The following is a 20,535-nucleotide window of genomic DNA, read 5'->3' as shown; positions in this document are numbered from 1 at the left end:
CCTTACGGAGTATGCTGGCCGTGACGTCTTCCTCCTGCGGTTCTTCTTCCCTGTGGCACGATCTGGGTGATGATGCCGGTGCGTTCTGCGCCCGCCATGTCGGGCCGGATGCACATGACGTGGCGGGCATGCTGCGTGTGGTGGGAGCCGACACGCTTGATGCCCTTATGGCGCAGACCGTGCCGGGCAGCATCCGCCTTGATGGTGCGATGGGCCTTGGCGCGGGCGTGCCCGAGCATGTGGCGCTGGCGCGCCTGCGCGCGATCGCGGGTGAAAACCGCGTCCTGACATCACTGATCGGGCAGGGATATTACGATACGATCCTGCCCGGCGTGATCCAGCGCAACGTGCTGGAAAACCCGGCATGGTACACGGCCTATACTCCGTACCAGCCTGAAATCAGTCAGGGGCGGCTTGAAGCGCTGCTCAATTTCCAGACCCTCGTCATGGAACTGACCGGGCTGGATGTGGCCAATGCGTCCCTGCTGGATGAGGGAACGGCCGCGGCCGAAGCCATGGCCATGGCCCGCCGTGTGGCGAAAAACAAAGCCACGGCCTTTTTTGTCGATTCCGACTGCCATCCGCAGACCATTGCGGTCCTGCGCACCCGTGCCGAGCCGATGGGCTGGGAACTGGTGGTGGGCGATCCGGCAACCGATCTGGACCCGCAGGCCGTATTCGGCGCGCTGTTCCAGTATCCCGGCACGTCGGGCGCGCTGCGTGATCCGCGTGCATGGATTGAGGGGCTGCATGCGGCTGGCGCGATTGCCAGCATGTGCGCGGACCCGATGGCGCTCCTGCTGGTGGAAAGCCCCGGTGCGCTGGGGGCCGACATCGCCGTGGGGTCCATGCAGCGTTATGGCATGCCGATGGGGGCTGGCGGTCCGCATGCGGCCTATATGGCTGTGCGCGATGCGTTCCGGCGCAACATTCCGGGGCGTATTGTCGGCGTGTCCATCGATTCGCGCGGGGAACCGGCATACCGTCTGGCGTTGCAGACGCGTGAGCAGCATATCCGCCGGGAAAAGGCGACATCCAATATCTGCACCGCGCAGGCGCTGCCCGCCATCGTATCGTCCATGTACGCGCTGTATCATGGACCGCAGGGGCTGAAGGCGATTGCCGGACGCATCCACCGCCTGACAGCCATCCTTGCGGCAGGACTGCGGGCGCTGGGTGGCACGGTGGTCACGCAGGCGTTCTTTGATACGCTGACACTGCAAACCGGCGCGCAGACGGATGCGATCATGGCGCGCGCGCTGGATGCGGGCATGAACCTGCGTCGTGTTGATGATGCGCATATCGGCATAAGCCTTGACGAGACATCGACCCCCGATACCGTGCGCGCCATCTGGGCCAGTGTTGGCGGGGAAAGGGTATCGGTTTCTGAAATCGAATCCGGCCTTGGCGATATCGTATCCTCCATCCCGGCGGGGCTTGCGCGCAGGGGCAACCTGCTGACGCAGCCGATCTTTTCCGCCTGCCGGTCCGAAACCGACATGCTGCGCTACCTGCGCCGTCTGGCCGATCGTGACCTTGCGCTGGACCGTTCCATGATCCCGCTGGGGTCATGCACGATGAAGCTGAACGCCACGGCGGAAATGCTGCCGATCACATGGCCGGAATTCTGCAACATCCATCCCTTCGCGCCCGCTGACCAGATGCGCGGCTATGCCCGCCTGTTCACGGACCTGCAGCGCATGCTGTGCCAGATCAGCGGGTATGATGCCGTCTCCCTCCAGCCCAATTCCGGCGCGCAGGGCGAATTCGCGGGGCTTATGGCCATTCGGGGCTATCATCGCGCGCGGGGGGATATGGGGCGTGACGTATGCCTGATCCCGGCTTCCGCTCATGGCACGAACCCCGCTTCCGCGCAGATGGCGGGCATGCGGGTCGTGGTGGTGGCGTGTGATGCGCAGGGCAATGTTGATATCGACGATCTGAAAGCCCGGATCGCGAAACATGCCGACCAGCTTGCCGCCATCATGATCACCTATCCTTCCACCCATGGCGTGTTTGAGGAAAACGTGCGCGAGATCTGCGATCTGGTGCATGCCGCAGGCGGGCAGGTCTATGTGGATGGCGCGAACCTGAATGCGCAGGTGGGGCTGGCGCAGCCGGGGCGCTACGGTGGCGATGTCAGCCATTTCAACCTGCACAAGACTTTCTGCATTCCCCATGGCGGCGGTGGTCCCGGTATGGGGCCGATCGGGGTGGGGGCGCATCTGGCACCCTACCTGCCCGGCGTGCCGCAGCAGGGCGGGGCGAATGTGATCTCGTCCGCGCCGTTCGGTTCGGCGGACGTGCTGCCCATTTCGTGGATGTACATGGTCATGATGGGCGATGCGGGGCTGAAGCGGGCTACCGAGGTCGCGATCCTGAACTCCAACTACATCGCGGCCCGCCTGTCCGGGCATTATCCGGTGCTGTATCAGGGTGCGAACGGGCGTGTGGCGCATGAATGCATCATCGACCTGCGTCCCATCAAGGACGAGACCGGGGTAACGGTGGACGATATCGCCAAGCGTCTGATCGACCATGGCTTCCATGCGCCGACGGTCAGCTTTCCGGTTGCGGGCACGTTCATGATCGAACCGACCGAATCCGAAAGCCGGGCCGAACTGGACCGTTTCTGTGATGCGATGATCGCCATCCGCGCGGAAATCAACGCGGTGGAGAAGGGGGATCTGACGGTGGAGCAGAGCCCCCTGCGTCACGCCCCGCATACGGTGCGCGACCTGACCGATCCCGACTGGACGCGGGCATATGACCGCGCCGCCGCCTGCCTGCCCGGCGCGGTTGTGGCCGCCAGCAAATACTGGTCGCCCGTAAACCGGCTGGATAACGCATATGGGGACCGCAACCTTGTCTGTTCGTGCCCCGACATCAGCACCTATGCCAGCTAGGAACTGATTGCGTCCCTCCGGTTCGTGTATATATCTGCAAGGATATAACAACACGACCGGAGCGGGGACCACCATGAACTGGGGCAGATGGAGTGTAGCCATGGGGGCGCTGGCATGGGGCCTGATGACCGGCGCCGCCGCCCCTGTAGCCGCCAGCGCGCGCGACATTACCGATATGGCGGGCACGTCTTCATCCGTGCCGGATCATCCCGCCCGCATTGCCGATCTGTGGTTCGCCCATAATGAACTGGTGCTGATGCTGGGTGGCGCGCCCCAGATCGTCATGACCGTTGACCGCCCGCAGGCAAGGCCATGGATGTACCAGGTCTTTCCCGTTCTGTATCAGGCCCATGCGGTCAACGGCCCGCAGGTCAATGCCGAAACCCTGCTGCGTGACAGGGTGGACCTTGTATTCGTGCCCGAAGCCTCCGCCACCATCGCGGCCTTTCGCGCGGTGGGGGTGCCGGTCCTTGTCTCATCCTTCCATGACAGCGACGGACTGCTGCGTGTCGTGGATATGACCGCCACCGCGCTGGGCACGGATACCGCCCGCGCCACGGCGGCGGCCTACCGTGCCATGATGCACGATACGGTGGACAGTATCCGCACGCGACTGGCGGACCTGCCTGCTATGGCGCGTCCGCGCGTCGTGCATATCCAGTCGCTGCATCCGCTTCGGGTGGATGGGACGGACAGTATCGTGGATGAATGGATTACCCTTGCCGGTGGCGTGAACGCGGCGACGGGGATCAGCGGGAACATGAAACCGGTCTCTGCCGAACAGGTGGCGGCATGGAATCCCGATGTCATAATTCTTGGCCCCGATAGTGGCACGCTGGACCAGAATGCCGATGGTGGTGTGTGGCAGCGCATGACCGCCGTCCGGGCCGGACGGGTTTACCAGAATCCATCGGGCGTTTTCCCATGGGACCGTTACGGCAGCGAACTGCCGCTACAGATCCGCTGGGCGGCCAGAACCCTTCACCCTGACCGTTTCGCGGATGTGGACATGGTGGCCGTAACACGTGATTTCTACCGCACCTATTTCCATTACGACCTGAATGCGGGGGATGCCGCGCGCATTCTCGCAGCCCAGCCCCCGCAGGCAGCCCCGGACAGGAGCCGGTGATCCTGCGCATGCGTGCGTCAGTGGTCGGATGCCTGTGTTTTGCGGGATTGATCGTGGTGGCGATGGTATCAGCCTGCGTGGGGCGTTTTCCGCTGCACGCGGGGCAGGTGCTGCACGCGATGCTTGCGGCGGCAGGCATGAATCCCGGCCCGCCGCCACCGGATGCGGACATGGTGCATACCATCCTGTTCGGCGCGCGCCTGCCCCGTATCGGGGGGGCGATCTGTGTGGGCGCGGCGCTGTCGGTGGCGGGGGCGGCGTATCAGGCCGTGTTCCGTAACCCGCTGGTCTCCCCCGGTCTGCTGGGCGTGCTGGCGGGGTCCGGAACCGGTGCCGCACTGGGGATCGTATGGGGTGCGGGGCCTGCGGGGGTGGCGGGCCTGTCCTTTGTAGGGGGGCTGGCGGCCGTGGCGTTCGGGGTGGGGGTTGCGCATATGTTCGATGCGGCTTCCATGCTGATGCTGGTCTTTGGCGGGCTGATCAGTTCGGCGCTGTTCACCGCATTGCTGTCATTGCTCAAATACGTGGCGGACCCGCAGAACCAGTTGCCCGATATCGTATTCTGGCTGCTGGGCAGCCTGACGCAGGTGACGCCGCGCGCGCTGTCCGTGCTGGTGCTGCCGGTGCTGGCGGGGACCATGCTGCTGTCGGCCTGCGGGCGGATGCTGGACGGGCTGGCCATGGGGGACGAGGAGGCCCGTACCCTTGGCATTCCCGTCATGGCGCTGCGTTACGGGGTGATCGGCGGGGCTACGGTGCTGGCGGCGCTGACGGTGTCGGTCGCGGGCATGATCGGCTGGGTGGGGCTGGTGGTGCCGCATGTGGCGCGGCTGCTGGTGGGGCCGTGCAATATGCGCGTACTGCCGGTCAGTGCGTGTATCGGGGCGATCTTCCTGCTGGTATGCGATGATCTGGCGCGCAGCCTGTCGGCGGAGGAAATACCAGTGGGCCTGATTGCCGATCTGCTGGGGGTTGTGGTGTTCGTATCGGTCCTGCCGCTGCTGCGGCGTGGGTGGCGGGCATGAAGGCCGATACGCCCGTGCTGTGTCTGGATCATGTGAGGTTCCGCCATGGCAGGCGTACGGTGCTGCATGATCTGTCCTTTGCAATCCATGCGGGTGAACTGACCGCGCTGCTGGGGCCGAACGGTGCAGGCAAGACCACGCTGCTACGCCTGATGCTGGGCCTTGCGCAGCCCGACACGGGGCAGGTCTGGCTGGACGGGCGGCCCATGGCCGACTGGTCACGGCGCGAGGTCGCGCGGCGCATCGCCTATGTGCCGCAGGGGCATGTGCCGCTTTTTCCCTATACCGTGCGTGATATTGTCGGCATGGGGCGACTGGCGGAAACACCGTTTGCCCCATCGCTGCGGGCGACGGATTGCAGTGCGGTCGAACATGCCATGGCGGAACTGGCCATAACCCGGCTGGCCGGACGGCCCTATACCGATCTGTCAGGCGGGGAACGGCAGGCCGTGCTGCTGGCGCGTGCGCTGGCGCAGGGGGCGCGGACCCTTATTCTGGATGAACCGGAAACCGGGCTGGACCATGGGCAGAAACAGCGCCTGTACGCCCTGCTGCGCAGGCTGGCGGAACAGGGCCATGCCGTCGTGGCGACAACACATGACCCGTTTCAGGCGGCACGGGTATTTGACCGCGCCGTGCTGCTGCGCGATGGCCGGATTATGGGCGATGGCCCGGCAGAAACGGTATTATGCGCCGACATGGTGGACAGGCTTTACGCGCCCCACGGCCAGACGGCGATTTAATCCCTGATTCTGCTTTTGGGAAAGCGTCCCTTACCGGCTGGACGGGTTCATATCCACCCGCACGGCCTTGCCCGTGCGGTCGTAATACAGCACGGCGTTACCGCGTTTTTCGGCATAGCCGTCCGGTTCGCCGGATTTGGTCCAGAACAGCAGGCGGTTCAGGTCCGGCTGTTCCTTGATGACGTCGCCCTTGGGAATATAGCGGTACTGTCCGTAATCCATATGCAGGCGCGGCAGCGGCGGGCGTTTGGAAAGCTGGTGCATGGTTGACTGGCGCTGCGAGGCCTCGCCGGGGTCTTCGTTACCGGCATCGGCATGGCCGGCATCAGCCCGCGCCACACCTGGTACCATAGCGGCGCAAAGCCACGCGGACAGCATCACGTGACGTAACCTGACTGACATAAGCGCCGACCTCTCCATCATTCCCAATCGCGGCCCACCATCCTCCTTTTCCCTGCGGGGCGCAATATCCGGCGCGCGGGCCGGGATTACTGGAAGGGAAGGTAACGGAAATCGAAGAAGATCTCGCTCAGGCTCGTGGTGGGCGCGCCCCCCATGCCCGCCCATGTATTGACGCGGGAATAGGCAAGCTGGGTCCCTGCCTGCACGGTGCCATACTGGCCATGGATGAAGCGGTACCACGCACCGATGGTGAACTCCTCCACCGAGCGGATGCTGGCGGTACAGTCGGTCGAGCCTTCGGTCCAGCAGCCCATGTTGGACGACATGGGGTTGCCATAACCATAAGCCTGTCCGCCTTCATCAAAGTAGCTGCGGCCCGAACGCTGCATGCCGAAATACCCGTAAACATCAATCAGCTTGTTCGGGTGCGCGATAACGCCAGCCGTGGTCTGGGCACTCGACAGCAGGGCGGGTGCGCCATTGGGCTGCAATGTGGCGTCCGGCAGCAGAACGGAGCCATAACGGCCGATACCCCGGCCCGCCAGCCCCGTCAGCCGCACTTCCAGCCGGTGCGGGATGACCGGCAGGATCATTGATCCACCCGCGCCCCACGCAATGGCGGTATGGTTCTCGCCCACGCCATTGATGACGGAGCGGTCATGCGGGAAGTGGACGACGCCCTCGACTTCGTAATGGCCCCATTTCGGGTCCCATGCCAGCTTGCCGATCACGTCGGGCGCGATTTCGTTGGAGTAGTTGGTGGTCGCGCTGCTCAGCCCCACGCCATTGGAGCCGACCTTGGCGTAGCCACCGTTGGCAAGGGTGTATTCCCCGTTGTCATCCGCGGCGGAAAATCCGGTCGTATCGTAGATCGTCGCCGGGTTTTCGATCGAGATGCCCGCCCACAGGCGATGCTGCATGAAATCCTTGACCGCGCGCACCTGCCACTGCCGCGACCATGTCTGCCCCGCGAGAATGGAGGATTCGATCGTTTCGGGCAGGCTTTCCTGTCGGGGGACGATGCCCACGCGGTCTGGCGTCAGCATGGTCCATGCCTGACCGATCAGGAAGTGCATGTTGGCGCGTGAATCGTCCAGCGTCAGGTAAGCCTGCCGCAGGCGTGGCACGTAGGAATTGCTTTCATACGGATTGGTGGTTTCGGCGCTGGCGCCAAAATCCGTTTCCACGAAGCCCGCCACCGTCAGGTGCGGGTTAAGCTGTCCCCGCGCCATGAGCGAGAAGCGCGAATACCGCGCATCGCCGTTGAAATTGGTGGTGTGGTAATTCGAACTGTTGCGGAAGGGAATGGCATTCCAGTAGTTGAAGATGCCTGATGAAACCTGCCGGTTTTCCACCAGCGCCGCAGCATCGAAGAAACCGCCGAGGATGATGGAAACCGGACCGAGGTGGAACACCTTGCTACGCAGCGCGCCTGCGGACTGCGCGCCCACCGTTTCGCGGTTGTGGGGGCCGACATTGTTGTTGGCCATGTGGGCGATCAGGTCTTCCTCGCGGTGGGCCACGACGGATTCATATGTCGGCTTGTCATCAAGCATCGGCATCGGGTCGGAATGCCCGCCGATATAGGGGCGACCGACCGGCTCGCCCCCGTTGGCATGGGCTGCCGCGCCGCGCCCTTCAACCGGTGTCCAGCCGCCGTGGACATGGCCACCCGACGCCGTTACCTGTAGCGGATGCGTACCGCTTCCCCCCGACGTGCCGCCCAGATGGGCGCGATGCTGGGCGATCTGCTGGCGCATGGCCATGAGTTCGTTCTGGAGCGACATCTGCTGCTGCTGCAGATGCTCCATCTGGCGTTCCATGATATCCAGCGATTCGGGGTCTTCATCACCCCATGCCAGCGGAATGGGCCCCAGTGCTGAACACAGCATCAGCATGCCGGCAAAACGGCCATGCCGGTTCGTAGAAAAAAACGGAATCCGCATTTAGTGTCAGGAGGCCCCCAAACAGGTGTTCTTCTATTTTATGTCAAAACATTTCCCATTCCATAGGTAAATGATAATTTCTTTTAATATACACGGATTTTATCGCCTGTGCTGTTTTGGTCACCCTGCACGCGGCAGTCTGCTACGGCATTATTTACGTAATGTTACACAACGTCAGGACGACGCGCGGTCATGGCGTGGACGGCGTCGTGCCAGAACATGTCCTCGGGCGCGGGGGTGACGTTGCCATTGTCCACCGGGCCGAATCCGGCGCGCTGGAGCAGGACGGTCAGCATGCGGCGGCGGTCCCCTTCATCCAGCGCCTGCCACAGGGCGGTCGCCTTCTGCGGGATCAGACGCGTACCGAAGGTAATGACGATCAGGCCACCGGGTTGCAGCACGCGCGCGGCTTCACGAAAGACCTGTACCGGCTGGCGCAGGTAAGGCACCACATCGCACAGCAGGACGGCGTCCATGCTTTCATCGGCCAGGGGCAGGTCGGGGGTTTCGTTGATGTCGCTGACCACGCGGTCGGTCAGCCGTGAATTGCTGTCCAGCGCCTGCGCGTTGACGCCGATGCCGATCACGCTGTCGAATTCCATGTCCGTGGGCAGGTGGCTGTCGGGACCGGCCATAAGGTCAAGGATGTTGCCATCTTCGGGCAGAAGGGTGCGGTACAGCGCCGTGATGGCCCTCTGCGCGCCCGCGTCCAGCATGGGACCGGCGGGGCGGCGGGAATAGAAGACCGTGTCGGACTCAGCCGATGCAGCGGTAAAGGATTGCGGGTGGAACCCGTGCAGGTCGTTCATGAATATGCCAGACAGTATGGAAGCAACAATGCCCTATGCGGTGGCCGGGCGTATCATGCCCCGCGCCGCATGGAACAGGAGAAAAGCATAATGGCCCGTATGATCCATTCCATGATCCGCGTGCGTGATGAAGCCGCGAGCGTGCGTTTCTATGACACGGCCTTTGGCCTGAAGGTAGCCGACCGGCTTGTTTTCGACAGCTTTACCCTTATCTACCTGTCCAACGCCGAACAGACATTCGAGCTGGAACTGACCGTAAACCATGACCGGACCACGCCGTACGACCTTGGCGACGGTTATGGCCATCTGGCCGTGTCGGTGGCGGATGTGGATGCGGAACATGCCCGGCTGGCGGCGGCTGGCCTGTCACCGCTTGCGGTAAAGGACATGTCGTGCGGCGCACGGTTTGTGGGGCGGTTCTTCTTCATTACCGATCCCGATGGCTACCGGATCGAAGTGTTGCAGCGCGGCGCGCCGGGGCGTTTTCTCTGATCGGGCTTGCAAGCGCGCGCCCGTGGTGCCATCCCGCTCGCCAACGGGGACGGGTGGGCGCTATACAGGACGGATGATGACCGGTTTTCTCAAGATGCACGGGCTGGGTAATGATTTCGTGGTGGTGGATGAACGCGTCCACCGCCATGATCTGACACCCGCCCGGATTGCCGCCCTGTGCGATCGCCATCAGGGCATAGGGTGCGACCAGTTCGTGACATTGCGCTCCGCCTGCGCGGAAGGGGCGGATGTGTTCGTGCGCTTCTTCAACGCCGATGGATCGGAATCCGGGGCGTGCGGCAATGCGTCGCGTTGCGTGGCCGACCTGCTGGCGCGCGAGACGGGACAGGAGCATGTCGGCCTGCAGACCCGCGCGGGCGTGCTGCATGCAACGGTCGTGCGGCCCGGTCTGGTTACGGTTGATATGGGTGCGCCCGCGATGGGCTGGACTGATGTGCCGCTGGCGGAAGAACGCGATACGCTGCACCTGCCCATCGCAGGGGACCCTGCCGCGGTTTCCATGGGTAATCCGCATGCGACGTTCTTCCTGCCCGCCCCGGACAGCGTGGACCCGTCCGTGGCCGGGCCGGGACTGGAACATCATGCCCTGTTTCCCGAACGTGCCAATATCGGTTTCGCCCATGTCACGTCACGCGATGCGATGCGCCTGCGGGTATGGGAACGTGGCAGCGGACTGACGCTGGCCTGCGGTTCGGGCGCGTGCGCCGCCGTGGTCAACGCCGTGCGGCGCGGTCTGGTGGAGCGTACCTGCACCGTTACGATGGATGGCGGGGAACTGTGCATCACATGGCGTGAAAGCGACGGCCATGTGTTGATGACAGGCCCCGCCACGACCAGTTTCCAAGGCACGTTCAGCCCGGAAGATTATCCCCGATGAAGAAGCCGGACATCCTGACTTTCGGCTGCCGCCTCAACACCTATGAGAGCGAGGTGATGCGCGCGCACGCCGCCGGGCTGGATAATGTGGTGATCGTCAACACCTGCGCGGTCACGGGCGAGGCCGAGCGTCAGGCCCGGCAGGCCGTGCGCCGCGCCCACCGCGAGCGGCCCGATGCGCGCATCGTGGTCACCGGCTGCGCCGCCCAGATCGATCCGGACCGCTGGGCCGCACTGCCCGGCGTGACGCGCGTGCTGGGCAACCGCGAAAAGCTGGATGCCGCAAGCTGGAGCGAACTGGCGCTGGGGCAGGGCAATGCCGTGTCCGACATCATGGCCGCACGCGAAACGGCCCCCCATCTCGTGACCGAATTCGCGGGCCGCACCCGCGCGTTTGTGGAAGTGCAGCAGGGCTGTGACCACCGCTGCACCTTCTGCATCATTCCCTTCGGTCGCGGGCCGTCACGCTCCGTTCCCGTTGGCGTGGTGGTGGAACAGGTGCGCACGCTGGTACAGGCCGGTTATCGGGAAGTGGTGCTGACGGGTGTGGACATCACATCCTGGGGTGGGGATCTGCCGGGGCGGCCCATGCTGGGGCAGTTGTGCCGCAGGCTACTGGCGCTGGTGCCCGAACTGGAACGGCTGCGGCTGTCATCGGTCGATCCGGTCGAGATTGACGAGGATATCTGGAAGCTTCTGGAAAACGAGCCGCGTTTCATGCCCTATCTGCACCTTTCGCTGCAGGCGGGGTGTGACATCATCCTCAAGCGCATGAAGCGCCGCCATCTTACGGCGGATGTGGCCGCAGTCGTGGCGCGCGCGCGGCAGTTGCGGCCCGATATCGGCATCGGGGCGGACATCATCGCCGGTTTCCCGACCGAGGATGAGGACCTGTTTGGCCAGACACTCGATTTTGTGCGCGATAACGCGCTGCCTTACCTGCATGTCTTCCCCTATAGTGAGCGACCGGGCACACCGGCGGCCCGCATGCCCGCCATAGCGGTAAGCGAACGCAAGGCGCGCGCGGCCCGCCTGCGTGATGCGGGGGCGCAGGCCGCCCATGATTTTCATACCCGCCTGATCGGGCGCACGCTGCGCGTTCTGATGGAAACGGACACGGCTGGACATTCCGAGGAATTTGCCCCGGTAAGGCTGGCGGACGGCGCGGTATCCGCGGCCGGGCGGATCGAGACGGTGCGCCCGGTGGCGGTTGACGATAACGGACTGGTTGCGGAAATTCTCTGATATGGCTCTTGGCTTCTTTTCACGTCTCAAGGCGGGGCTGTCGCGCTCCACACAGAAACTCAGCGGTGGCATCGCCTCCGTATTCACCCGGCGCAAGCTTGACGATCAGGCGCTGGAGGAACTTGAGGACCTGCTGATTTCCGCCGATCTTGGTCCCAGCGTCGCGGAAAAGGTGATTGAGTCCTTCCGCCGCTCCAAATTCGGCAAGGAAGTGACGGATGAGGAAGTGCGCGAGGCGCTGGCCGATGAGATCGCCCAGATCCTGCAACCCGTAGCCATCCCGTTTGAACCCGATCCCGAACGCAAGCCGCATGTTGTGCTGGTGGTGGGCGTGAACGGCACGGGCAAGACCACCACCATCGGCAAGATGGCCCGCTTCTATGGCGAGCAGGGCAAGAAGGTGATGATGGTCGCGGGCGATACCTTCCGCGCCGCCGCGGTCGAGCAGTTGCAGGTATGGGGCGAACGCACGGGTGCGCCCGTCATTGCGGGCAAGCCCAATGCCGATGCGGCGGGACTGGCGTTCGAGGCCCTCAAGCGCGCCACGGCGGAAAAGGCCGATCTGCTTCTGGTCGATACCGCCGGGCGCCTGCACAATAAAAGCGCGCTGATGGAGGAACTGGCCAAGATCATCCGCGTCATGCGCAAGTTTGACGAAACGGCGCCCCATTCCGTGCTGCTGGTGCTGGATGCCACCACCGGTCAGAACGCGGTGGAGCAGGTGCGGGTGTTCAAGGAACTGGTCAATGTGACCGGGCTGGTCGTGACCAAGCTTGATGGTTCGGCCCGTGGCGGCATTGTGGTGGCGCTGGCTGATGCATTCGGCCTGCCGGTCCATCTGGTCGGGGTGGGAGAACAGGCGGAGGACCTGCGTCCCTTCTCGGCGGAGGCTTTCGCCCACGGGCTGGTCGGTGACTCCATCAAGGTGATCGAGCGTGAGGATGCCCCGGCGGAGGGGGCTGAAAATACGTCATCCCCCACGCCTGAAGATCACGGCGCGCAGCCGGGCTGACCCTTCCGTCCGCATCCTGTCGCCGCAGGGGCGGGTGCAAAGCCTTCAGGCGCGCAGGAAGGCAGGGGATTTTGCTTTATTTAACCCGGTGCGCGGTCCGTGCCCGCTGACAGGAAAAAGCAGTGACCATATCGCAGTCCCTTCTATCATTCGCGCTGGCGGCCGTCATTCTGGTCATAACGCCGGGTCTGGACACGGCGCTTGTCCTGCGCACGGCAACGGGGGCAGGACGGGATCGGGCGATTGAAGCCGCGCTGGGCATTACCTGTGGCTGTCTGGCATGGGGACTGGCCGCCGCCACGGGGCTGGGCGCGCTGTTGCAGGCATCACGTTTCGCCTTTGACGTAATCCGCGTTGTCGGTGCGGTTTACCTGTTATGGGCGGGGGTGAAAATGCTTCTGCGCCCGCGCGGTGAAGAGCTTGCGCCCGCAGGGGAACAGGACGCCGTTCCCCATCGGGGATATTTTCTGAAGGGGCTGTTCCAGAACCTTCTCAACCCGAAGATCGGCGTATTCTATATCTCCTTCCTGCCGCAGTTCGTGCCGGGCAATGTGCAGGTCGGTCCCTATCTTTTCATGCTGTCGGGGTTGCAGTCGGTGCTGAGTTTTACGTGGCTCATTTCCGTGGCCTTCATGGGGCATTCTCTTGCCCGCCTGCTGCGGCGCGAGGCGGCGGCCCGGTTCATGGACCGTCTCACAGGCTGCGTGTTTATCGGCTTCGGTCTCCGGCTGGGCTTTTCCAGAAGCTGAAAACAGAAAAGGGACCACCTTGCGATGGTCCCTTTTTTATTGAAATTCTGGCGCGAAATCAGATCGGCAGCGCACGCTCGAAAATGTTTTCCAGCGCCATGATACCGGGCAGCGTCTTGCCTTCCAGCCATTCAAGGAAGGCCCCGCCTGCGCTGGAGATGTAGGAGATATGCCCCTCCACCCCCGCATGACGCAGGGCGGAGACCGTATCGCCACCCCCGGCCACGCTTTTCAGAACGCCCGCATCGGTCAGTCTGGCCACTTCACGCGCAACCGCGTTGGTCGCGGCATCGAAGGGCGTGATCTCGAACGCGCCCAGCGGGCCGTTCCAGACCAGCGTCTTCAGCGTCGCGATTTTCGTGCAGATCAGCTTCACCGTCTCCGGTCCCACGTCCAGCATCATCGCATCGGCAGGGATGGCGCTGACCGGCACGATCCGGGTGGGAACATCGGCCTGAAAGTCGGTTGCGGTCACCGCATCGACCGGCAGGACGATCTCGCATCCCCTGTCATGGGCCTTGGCCATGATCGCGCGTGCAGTGTCGTGCATGTCCGCTTCCTGCAGCGAACGCCCCACATTCACGCCCTGCGCGGCCAGGAACGTATTGGCCATCGCGCCACCGATAATCAGCATGTCCACCTTTTCAAGCAGGTTGCCGATCAGGTCGAGCTTGGTGGAGATCTTGGAACCACCCACGATCGCGCCAACGGGGCGCTCGGGGTTTTCCAGCGCGATGTTCAGCGCGTTGAGTTCCGTCTCCATAAGCCGTCCGGCGAAGGAGGGCAGAAGCCGGGCCACCCCTTCGGTCGAGGCATGGGCGCGGTGTGCCGCGGAAAACGCATCGTTGACGTAACAGTCCGCCAGTGCGGCGAAGGCCTTGGCCAGTTCGGGGTCGTTCTGTTCCTCACCCGGATAGAAGCGGGTGTTTTCCAGAACCACCACATCGCCGTTCTGCATGCTGTCCACCGCCTTTTGCGCGGCGGGGCCGATGCAGTCATCGACGAACGTGACCGGACGGCCCAGCGCATCGCCCAGCGCATCGGCAATCGGACCGAGCGACAGGGCGGGAACGCGCTGGCCCCTGGGGCGGTCGAAGTGACTGACGACAATCACCTTTGCACCCTTCTGCGCCAGTTCCTGTATGGTGGGCAGCAGGCGCAGGATGCGCGTGGCGTCGGTGATCTGCCTGTCCCGCACGGGAACATTCAGGTCAGCGCGCAGGAGCACCTTCTTGCCGGCGGCATCAAGGTGATCGAGCGTCTTGAAGGCGATGGTGGCCATTACAATGCTCCGAATACGGCAGCCGTATCGGCCATGCGGTTGGAGAAGCCCCACTCGTTGTCATACCAGCTGCAGATGCGCACAAGCCTGCCGCCATCGATCACGGCCGTCTGGGTCGCGTCAAAGGTGGATGAGGCGGGGGAGTGGTTGAAGTCCGTGCTGACCAGCGGCGCGGTGTTATAGGCCAGGATGCCCTTCAGCGGCCCGGACTCGGACGCCTTGCGCAGGGCTTCGTTCACTTCCTCAACCGAGGCCGGTGCCTTTGTCGGCACGAAGTCGAGCGAGACGAGCGAGACGTTGGGCGTGGGAACGCGGATGGCGGTGCCATCAAGCTTGCCCTTCAGGTGCGGCAGGACCAGACCCACCGCGCGCGCGGCGCCGGTGGAGGTCGGGATCATGTTCAGCGCCGCCCCGCGTGCGCGGCGCAGGTCCTTGTGCAGGGTATCAACCGTGCGCTGGTCGCCGGTGTAGGAATGAATGGTGACCATGTAGCCGCATTCGATGCCGAACGTATCGTCCAGCACCTTCGCCACGGGGGCAAGGCAGTTGGTGGTGCATGATGCGTTGGAGATAACCGTCATGTCCGGTGTCAGGACATCCTGGTTCACGCCGTAAACGATGGTTGCATCCACGCCCGAAGCAGGGGCGGAGACGATCACCTTGCGCGCGCCGGCGGTAATGAGCTGCGCGGCCTTTTCCTTGTCGGTGAAGCGGCCGGTGCATTCCAGCGCCACGTCCACCCCCTGGAAGGGAACCCGGATGGGGTCGGCCTCGGCCGAGACGGTGATCGGGGCATAGGTGCGGCCATTGGCGGTGATGAGGATCTTGTCGCCCTCCACCTTCACATCGGCGGGGAAGCGGCCGTGCACGCTGTCATAGGACAGCAGGTGTGCGTTGTCTGCCACGCTGCCCAGGTCATTGATGGCGACAGGCACCACATCGGTGCGGCCGCTTTCAATAATGCCGCGCAGCACGAGGCGACCGATGCGACCGAAACCGTTTATTGCGACTTTGACAGCCATTTTCTTATTTTCTCCGTAAAGGTCAGACATTTCACACACAGGCATCGACCGATGCCATTCCGGGCGGGGCCGCGCCGTTTCCTCCCGCGGTCTGCATCGTGGCTTCGGACAGGCGGCGCACCAGCCGCATGGCGTCGCGGCAGATCCGTTCGGGCGTGATGTCCGCCGCGCTGTCCGGCCGGTCGGGGGCAGGGGTGGCCCCGAACCCGTCAATACCGACGAACAGCCCGTCGGGGCCAAGCCATCGTTCCCATCCAAAACCCGAAGCGGCCTCTATCCCGATCCGGGGTGCTGTCCCCAGCACCGCATTACGATACGTCATTTTTTGGGCGGCGAACAGTTCCCAGCACGGAAGCGACACCACGGCTGCCTCCATCCCCGCCTCCTTCAGCAGTCTGCGCGCCTTCAGCGCCAGGATCACCTCATGCCCGGTGGCGACCAGCGTGACCTGACGGGCATGTTCGGCTTCGGCCACAACATAACCCCCACGGGCGCACAGATTGGTCAGTCCATACTGTTCACGTTCATGTGCGGAGCATGAAATGGCGGATTCCAGTGTCAGCAGGCTCGGCCCGTTCGTGCGGCGCAGGGCCAGTTCCATGCATTCCATGGTCTCCCGGTGATCGGCGGGGCGGAAGACCATCATGTTGGGCATGGCGCGCAGGCTGGCAAGCTGTTCCACGGGCTGCCAGCCGCCCGCGCTTTCGCCCCGGTGCAGGTCGTCATCGGTCAGCAGGTAGATGACCTGCTGGTCCGTCATTGCGGCGTAGCGCAGGGCAGGGCGCATGCGGTCCACGGCGATGATGGTCGAAGCCCCGCAGGCCAGCAGCCCGCCATGCATGGCGATGCCATTGAGCAGTGCCGCCATGCCATTGACCTGCGTGCCGCATGACTGGTCCGTTTCGGCCCCGGCGCGGCGGACGGACAGATCGGCCATGATGCCCTGCCGTGAACGCAGACAGGTCAGTTCGGGCAGCAGTTCATGCAGTGTCTCCAGCCCGCGCCGGGCGGCAACGGGTGGTGCGGGGCGGCCTGTTCCGCTTCCGTCACGCCATGAACGCTGCCAGTCCTGCTGCCAGAAGGCGGGGCGCTGGTTGTGCGCCATGCGTTCGAATTCGGTTTTCTGCCGGTCCTTGAGCAGCCTGCGCAGCCATGACCGCCGTGCGCTTGCCCCCCGTCGCGCCGCCCCTGCCCACAGGCCCGGATCATCAATGACGGCGGGGGAGGACGCGGGTTCAGGTGTGGCGACGCATGCGATCAGGCATGGTTTATGGGTACGCTGCGATGATGCGATGGCGGCTGCGATCTGTTCGGCGTTGCAGGCGTCCACCTTGCGCACCGACCACCCCGATGCGCTGTAGCGCGGCAGGATGGCCTCCACCTGCGGACGTTCGCTTTCCCACAGCCCGACCACCAGCGTCACCCGGTCAAGACCAAGCTGCCCCGCCAGTGCGGCACTTTCCAGCGCTACGCCGGTGGACAGTTCCGTCCAGCAGCCAACGGCCCATACCCGATGGTTGACGACCGACCGGCCAAAACGTGCCGCCAGCTTCTGTTCGGCCAGCGCCATGCCGATGGCAGCACCCAGCCCCTGCCCGTTGGGGCCGCAGGCCTGCCGTTCACTGGCCCGTGCGTTCGGGTCGGTCGGGCGGGGCGCCTGTCCCGACAGTTCGGCCATGATGCCGGGCAGCACGCGGTAAGGCGGGGATGAAACGATGAAGCGGTCCCGGTCCGGCCATTCGGGGCTGGCGGGATCGAAACGCAGGAAGCGACTCCATAACACGGCGCAGAAACCGGCCATGACCCGCGCCTGCGGGGCGTAGCGGGGGTCGGTTTCATGAATGGTGACCGCATGGCGGATGGCCGTCGCCAGCCGGTCGGGCATGCCGGTGGCAGCAGCCAGGTCGGTGGGCAGGGATGCGGTGGCGTGGTCTTTTGGCATTCGGCGTCGTCCATATGTGCGGCATGGGCGGTGGGGGCGCGCCTGCAATGACTACCGTTGCGCGCGCGCGGCGGCAACATTGCCGCGTTGTTCCACTATGCCCGGCGGGGGGGATACTGTATCGGTAAGGGGCCATGACCCGTCCGTTCCGCCGCCCTGCCTGCCGTGCCATCCTGCTCGCCGCCCTGTGCGTGCCGGTGATGGGCGGATGCACGCTGGTCAGCCAGAAAACGTTCGACCGTCATGCCGGGGACCCGCCCAGACTGCCCCAGACGCCGCCACCACCCGTACCCGGTCCAGACAGCCCGGCGCTGGTCACGATCACGGCGGGCACGCCCGATACGCAGTGGAAGCCCATTGTCAGGGCTGCGGTGATGGATGCGCTGTCACGCAAGCCCAATGCCCTGTTTACGGTCGTGGTCGATGTGCCCGCCAATGCCGCGGGCGCTCCGCCGGACATGCGGCAGGGGACGGTCGCTGACGGGCAGCCCGTGCTGCAGGCGGTCATGGATGCGGGTGCTGGCAGCGCGCAGACGGAACTGGACGCGCGCAGCGTCTCCCCCACAGGCGCAACCCAGATCTGCATTTACGTGCAGTAGTCCAATGCGGTTTTGCAATTCCTGCTTCCGTCATGCCATAAAGGCAGCCCTGACGCCGGTTAACCGCCGCCGATAGCGTGCCCTGCGCAAGGGAATGGAACCACCGGGTATGGCCATCCGGATGGCGACCGAAATGAATGAAGGCCCCGCAGGCGTATCCGGGGTGTACATGGAGAAAAACAGCAGTGTCCAGTAATCATGTGGATGGGCATCCGTTCTTCCGGTTCTGCCGGACGGCGCTGGAGGACATCCGCGCACAGGGTCGATACCGGCAGTTCACGCCACTGGCGCGTCAGGCCGAACGCTATCCCCTGTATGACCAGCCGGAAACCGTAGCCACCCCGTCAACCCCGGCCTGCGCGCGGGACCGGGAAGTGGTGGTCTGGTCTTCCAACGATTATCTGGGCATGGGGGTCGAGCCGGTGGTGGTCGAAGCCGCCATCCAGGCCATCCATGAACATGGCGCCGGTGCCGGTGGCACGCGCAACATCGCGGGCACCAGCCCGCTGCATACCGCGATCGAAGCTGAACTGGCCGACCTGCATGGCAAGGAAGCCGGGCTTCTGTTCGTGTCCGGTTACGTCTCCAATCAGGCCACGCTCCAGACCATCCTGAGCAGCATGCCCGGCTGGATATGTTTTTCGGACCGGCTGAACCATGCCTCCATGATCGCGGGCATCAAGGGCGCGCGCGGGTCCAGCACCGTCATTTTCGAACATAACGATCTGACAGACCTTGAGGCCAAGCTGGCGGCGGCCCCGAAGGACGCGCCCAAGCTGATCGCGTTCGAGAGCGTGTATTCCATGGATGGCGACATCTCCGACATCGCCGGGACATGCGCGCTGGCCCGTAAATACGGGGCCATGACCTATCTGGACGAAGTGCATGCCGTGGGCCTGTATGGCGAACAGGGCGGTGGCGTGTCACAGCGTGATGGCGTGGCCGATCAGGTCGATATTATCGAAGGCACGCTGGCCAAGGGTTTTGGCGTGCATGGCGGCTACATCACCGCGACCAGCAATATCGTGGAATACCTGCGGCTTTCGGCTTCGGGCTTCATCTTCACCACATCCCTGCCGCCTGCCGTGGTGGCGGCGGCGCTGGCCAGCGTGAAGCAGGTGCGCAAGGATGGCTGGCGGCGTGAACGCATGTTCGAGCGCGTGAACACCTTCCGCGACAAGCTGCGCAAGGCGGGCATTCCCTTTACCATGACGCCCAGCCATATCGTGCCGATCCCCGTATGCGACGCGCAGCGTTGCCGCGAACTGAGCGACCGGCTGCTGAGCGATTACAATATCTACGCAACCCCCATTAATTATCCCACCGTGCCGCGCGGGACCGAACGCCTGCGTCTGACGCCGGGGCCGTTCCACACGGATGCGATGATGGACGAGATGGTTACCGCCCTGAGCCATCTGCTGCGGCTTAATGACCTGACGGAACAGCCCGTACCGGCCATGGCCTGAACGGCGCTGCGCTTCACCTGACAGGGTGAAGCGCAGTGACCGGGGTTCGTATCGGCAGTGTCCGGCTTAACGGTTCTGCGCGATCGCTTTTTTCAGATCGTCATAATCAACAGCGCCGGGAATGATCTGGCGGGCGTTGAAAACAAAGGTCGGCGTACCATCCAGACCGATGGCCCGCGCCAGATCCATGTTCGCCTGCAATATGGCCGTCACCTTGGGACCGTTCATGTCGGTGGCCAGCGTTGTGGCGTTCAGGCCGGACTGTGTGGCCAGCGTGCGCATGCGCTCGACCGTGGGGGCTGTGGAATCGCTCATGATCGCGCGCTGCATGCGGAAATAGGCATCCTGCCCGCCCTGGATGAAGGCTGCCACCAGCGCCTGCGACGTAATCAGGCTGCCCTGTCCCAGCACGGGAATGACCTTTTCGATAATGCGCAGGTCGTGGTCCTCATGTGTGAGGCGATCGAGATCGGGCAGGACCTTGCGGCAGTAAGGGCAGCGCGGATCGTAGAATTCGACAACGGTGGTACGGGCCGTGGCCGTGCCCAGTATGGCGTCGCTGGCATTGGGGGTAAGCAGGTCGCTGCGATGGCTTTCCAGCGCGCTGCGGGCAGCATTCTGCTGTGCGGCGTTGGCGCTGCTGCGCAGGGCGGCGATGGCGTCCGACAGGATGGTGGGGTCGTTCTTCAGTGCATCGCGCATGATTCCGACAATTTCCTGCCGCTGGGCCGGGGTGAAGCTGGTGGTGTCAGCCGCCACGGCGCGCGGCGCATTAGCAGGCATGGCCATGGCCATTGCCCCGGCGGCCAGCACGGCGTGCAGCAGGCGTGGACGGGGCAGGCGTGGGGAAATGGAAGTCACGGGTTTGC

At 64.1% G+C, this 20,535-nt stretch carries 18 protein-coding genes; 11 read left to right on the top strand and 7 right to left on the bottom strand.

Annotated features, from left to right (window positions below):
* Positions 1-11 precede the first annotated feature (11 nt).
* The 4 genes from gcvP to CFR79_RS03425 all read left to right on the top strand — a co-directional run bounded on the left by gcvP (position 12) and on the right by CFR79_RS03425 (position 5,803).
* The gene (gene gcvP / locus CFR79_RS03440; RefSeq protein WP_110546935.1) at positions 12-2,906 is read left to right on the top strand and encodes an aminomethyl-transferring glycine dehydrogenase; all 2,895 of its coding nucleotides are present in this window, start codon (positions 12-14) and stop codon (positions 2,904-2,906) included.
* A gap of 73 nt (positions 2,907-2,979) precedes the next feature.
* Positions 2,980-4,035, top strand: coding sequence for an ABC transporter substrate-binding protein (locus tag CFR79_RS03435; protein WP_110546934.1), 1,056 nt, complete (start codon positions 2,980-2,982; stop codon positions 4,033-4,035).
* 8 nt (positions 4,036-4,043) lie between these two features.
* On the top strand, positions 4,044-5,060 hold the full coding sequence (locus tag CFR79_RS03430; protein ID WP_371207029.1) for a FecCD family ABC transporter permease: 1,017 nt from the start codon (positions 4,044-4,046) through the stop codon (positions 5,058-5,060).
* On the top strand, positions 5,057-5,803 hold the full coding sequence (locus CFR79_RS03425; RefSeq protein WP_110546984.1) for an ABC transporter ATP-binding protein: 747 nt from the start codon (positions 5,057-5,059) through the stop codon (positions 5,801-5,803). Before CFR79_RS03430 ends, CFR79_RS03425 begins: the two co-directional genes overlap by 4 nt.
* A 30-nt stretch (positions 5,804-5,833) precedes the next feature.
* On the opposite strand, the gene CFR79_RS03420 is transcribed toward CFR79_RS03425, so the two are convergent.
* From CFR79_RS03420 to CFR79_RS03410, 3 genes are all read right to left on the bottom strand, one after another.
* Entirely contained in the window at positions 5,834-6,154 is a 321-nt protein-coding gene (locus CFR79_RS03420) for a hypothetical protein (protein ID WP_110546983.1), read from the bottom strand.
* A gap of 137 nt (positions 6,155-6,291) precedes the next feature.
* Complete coding sequence (locus tag CFR79_RS03415; RefSeq protein WP_110546933.1) at positions 6,292-8,151, bottom strand: hypothetical protein; 1,860 nt, start codon at positions 8,149-8,151, stop codon at positions 6,292-6,294.
* A 164-nt stretch (positions 8,152-8,315) separates the two neighbouring features.
* A complete protein-coding gene (locus CFR79_RS03410; protein ID WP_110546932.1) occupies positions 8,316-8,960 on the bottom strand; it encodes a class I SAM-dependent methyltransferase in 645 nt (214 codons plus the stop codon).
* Between the two features lie 90 nt (positions 8,961-9,050).
* Here CFR79_RS03410 and CFR79_RS03405 point away from each other — a divergent pair, with 90 nt between their 5' ends.
* The 5 genes from CFR79_RS03405 (at position 9,051) to CFR79_RS03385 (ending at position 13,355) form a co-directional block, all read left to right on the top strand.
* The gene (locus CFR79_RS03405; protein WP_102324847.1) at positions 9,051-9,452 is read left to right on the top strand and encodes a VOC family protein; all 402 of its coding nucleotides are present in this window, start codon (positions 9,051-9,053) and stop codon (positions 9,450-9,452) included.
* Positions 9,453-9,525: 73 nt separating this feature from the next.
* Positions 9,526-10,350, top strand: coding sequence for a diaminopimelate epimerase (gene dapF, locus CFR79_RS03400; protein WP_110546931.1), 825 nt, complete (start codon positions 9,526-9,528; stop codon positions 10,348-10,350).
* The gene (gene mtaB / locus CFR79_RS03395; protein ID WP_110546930.1) at positions 10,347-11,594 is read left to right on the top strand and encodes a tRNA (N(6)-L-threonylcarbamoyladenosine(37)-C(2))-methylthiotransferase MtaB; all 1,248 of its coding nucleotides are present in this window, start codon (positions 10,347-10,349) and stop codon (positions 11,592-11,594) included. Before dapF ends, mtaB begins: the two co-directional genes overlap by 4 nt.
* 1 nt (position 11,595) lies before the next feature.
* Positions 11,596-12,606, top strand: coding sequence for a signal recognition particle-docking protein FtsY (gene ftsY, locus CFR79_RS03390; RefSeq protein WP_102324694.1), 1,011 nt, complete (start codon positions 11,596-11,598; stop codon positions 12,604-12,606).
* A gap of 122 nt (positions 12,607-12,728) precedes the next feature.
* Positions 12,729-13,355, top strand: a complete 627-nt coding sequence (locus tag CFR79_RS03385) for a LysE family translocator (RefSeq protein ID WP_110546929.1) — start codon at positions 12,729-12,731, stop codon at positions 13,353-13,355.
* Positions 13,356-13,413: 58 nt separating this feature from the next.
* Here the strand turns inward: CFR79_RS03385 and CFR79_RS03380 are convergent, their stop codons facing one another.
* Genes CFR79_RS03380 through CFR79_RS03370 form a run of 3 tightly spaced genes read right to left on the bottom strand, consistent with a single transcriptional unit; the run spans position 13,414 to position 17,601 of the window.
* Positions 13,414-14,637 carry a phosphoglycerate kinase gene (locus tag CFR79_RS03380; RefSeq protein WP_110546928.1) on the bottom strand — a complete coding sequence of 408 codons (1,224 nt, stop codon included), beginning with the start codon at positions 14,635-14,637 and terminating at the stop codon, positions 13,414-13,416.
* Entirely contained in the window at positions 14,637-15,659 is a 1,023-nt protein-coding gene (gene gap / locus CFR79_RS03375) for a type I glyceraldehyde-3-phosphate dehydrogenase (RefSeq protein ID WP_102324691.1), read from the bottom strand. Before gap ends, CFR79_RS03380 begins: the two co-directional genes overlap by 1 nt.
* A 31-nt stretch (positions 15,660-15,690) precedes the next feature.
* The gene (locus CFR79_RS03370; protein WP_110546927.1) at positions 15,691-17,601 is read right to left on the bottom strand and encodes a transketolase-like TK C-terminal-containing protein; all 1,911 of its coding nucleotides are present in this window, start codon (positions 17,599-17,601) and stop codon (positions 15,691-15,693) included.
* 134 nt (positions 17,602-17,735) lie between these two features.
* Here CFR79_RS03370 and CFR79_RS03365 point away from each other — a divergent pair, with 134 nt between their 5' ends.
* Positions 17,736-18,200 carry a hypothetical protein gene (locus tag CFR79_RS03365; protein ID WP_110546926.1) on the top strand — a complete coding sequence of 155 codons (465 nt, stop codon included), beginning with the start codon at positions 17,736-17,738 and terminating at the stop codon, positions 18,198-18,200.
* Between the two features lie 200 nt (positions 18,201-18,400).
* On the top strand, positions 18,401-19,666 hold the full coding sequence (gene hemA, locus CFR79_RS03360; RefSeq protein WP_110546982.1) for a 5-aminolevulinate synthase: 1,266 nt from the start codon (positions 18,401-18,403) through the stop codon (positions 19,664-19,666).
* A gap of 66 nt (positions 19,667-19,732) precedes the next feature.
* Here hemA and CFR79_RS03355 read toward each other — a convergent pair whose 3' ends face one another.
* Positions 19,733-20,527, bottom strand: a complete 795-nt coding sequence (locus CFR79_RS03355; RefSeq protein WP_110546925.1) for a DsbA family protein — start codon at positions 20,525-20,527, stop codon at positions 19,733-19,735.
* Positions 20,528-20,535: the final 8 nt, after the last annotated feature.

Source organism: Komagataeibacter saccharivorans, assembly GCF_003207825.1.
Taxonomy (GTDB): Bacteria; Pseudomonadota; Alphaproteobacteria; order Acetobacterales; family Acetobacteraceae; genus Komagataeibacter; species Komagataeibacter saccharivorans.
Note: the sequence above shows the minus strand (reverse complement) of the source record. Positions and strands in the feature narration are given on the sequence as shown.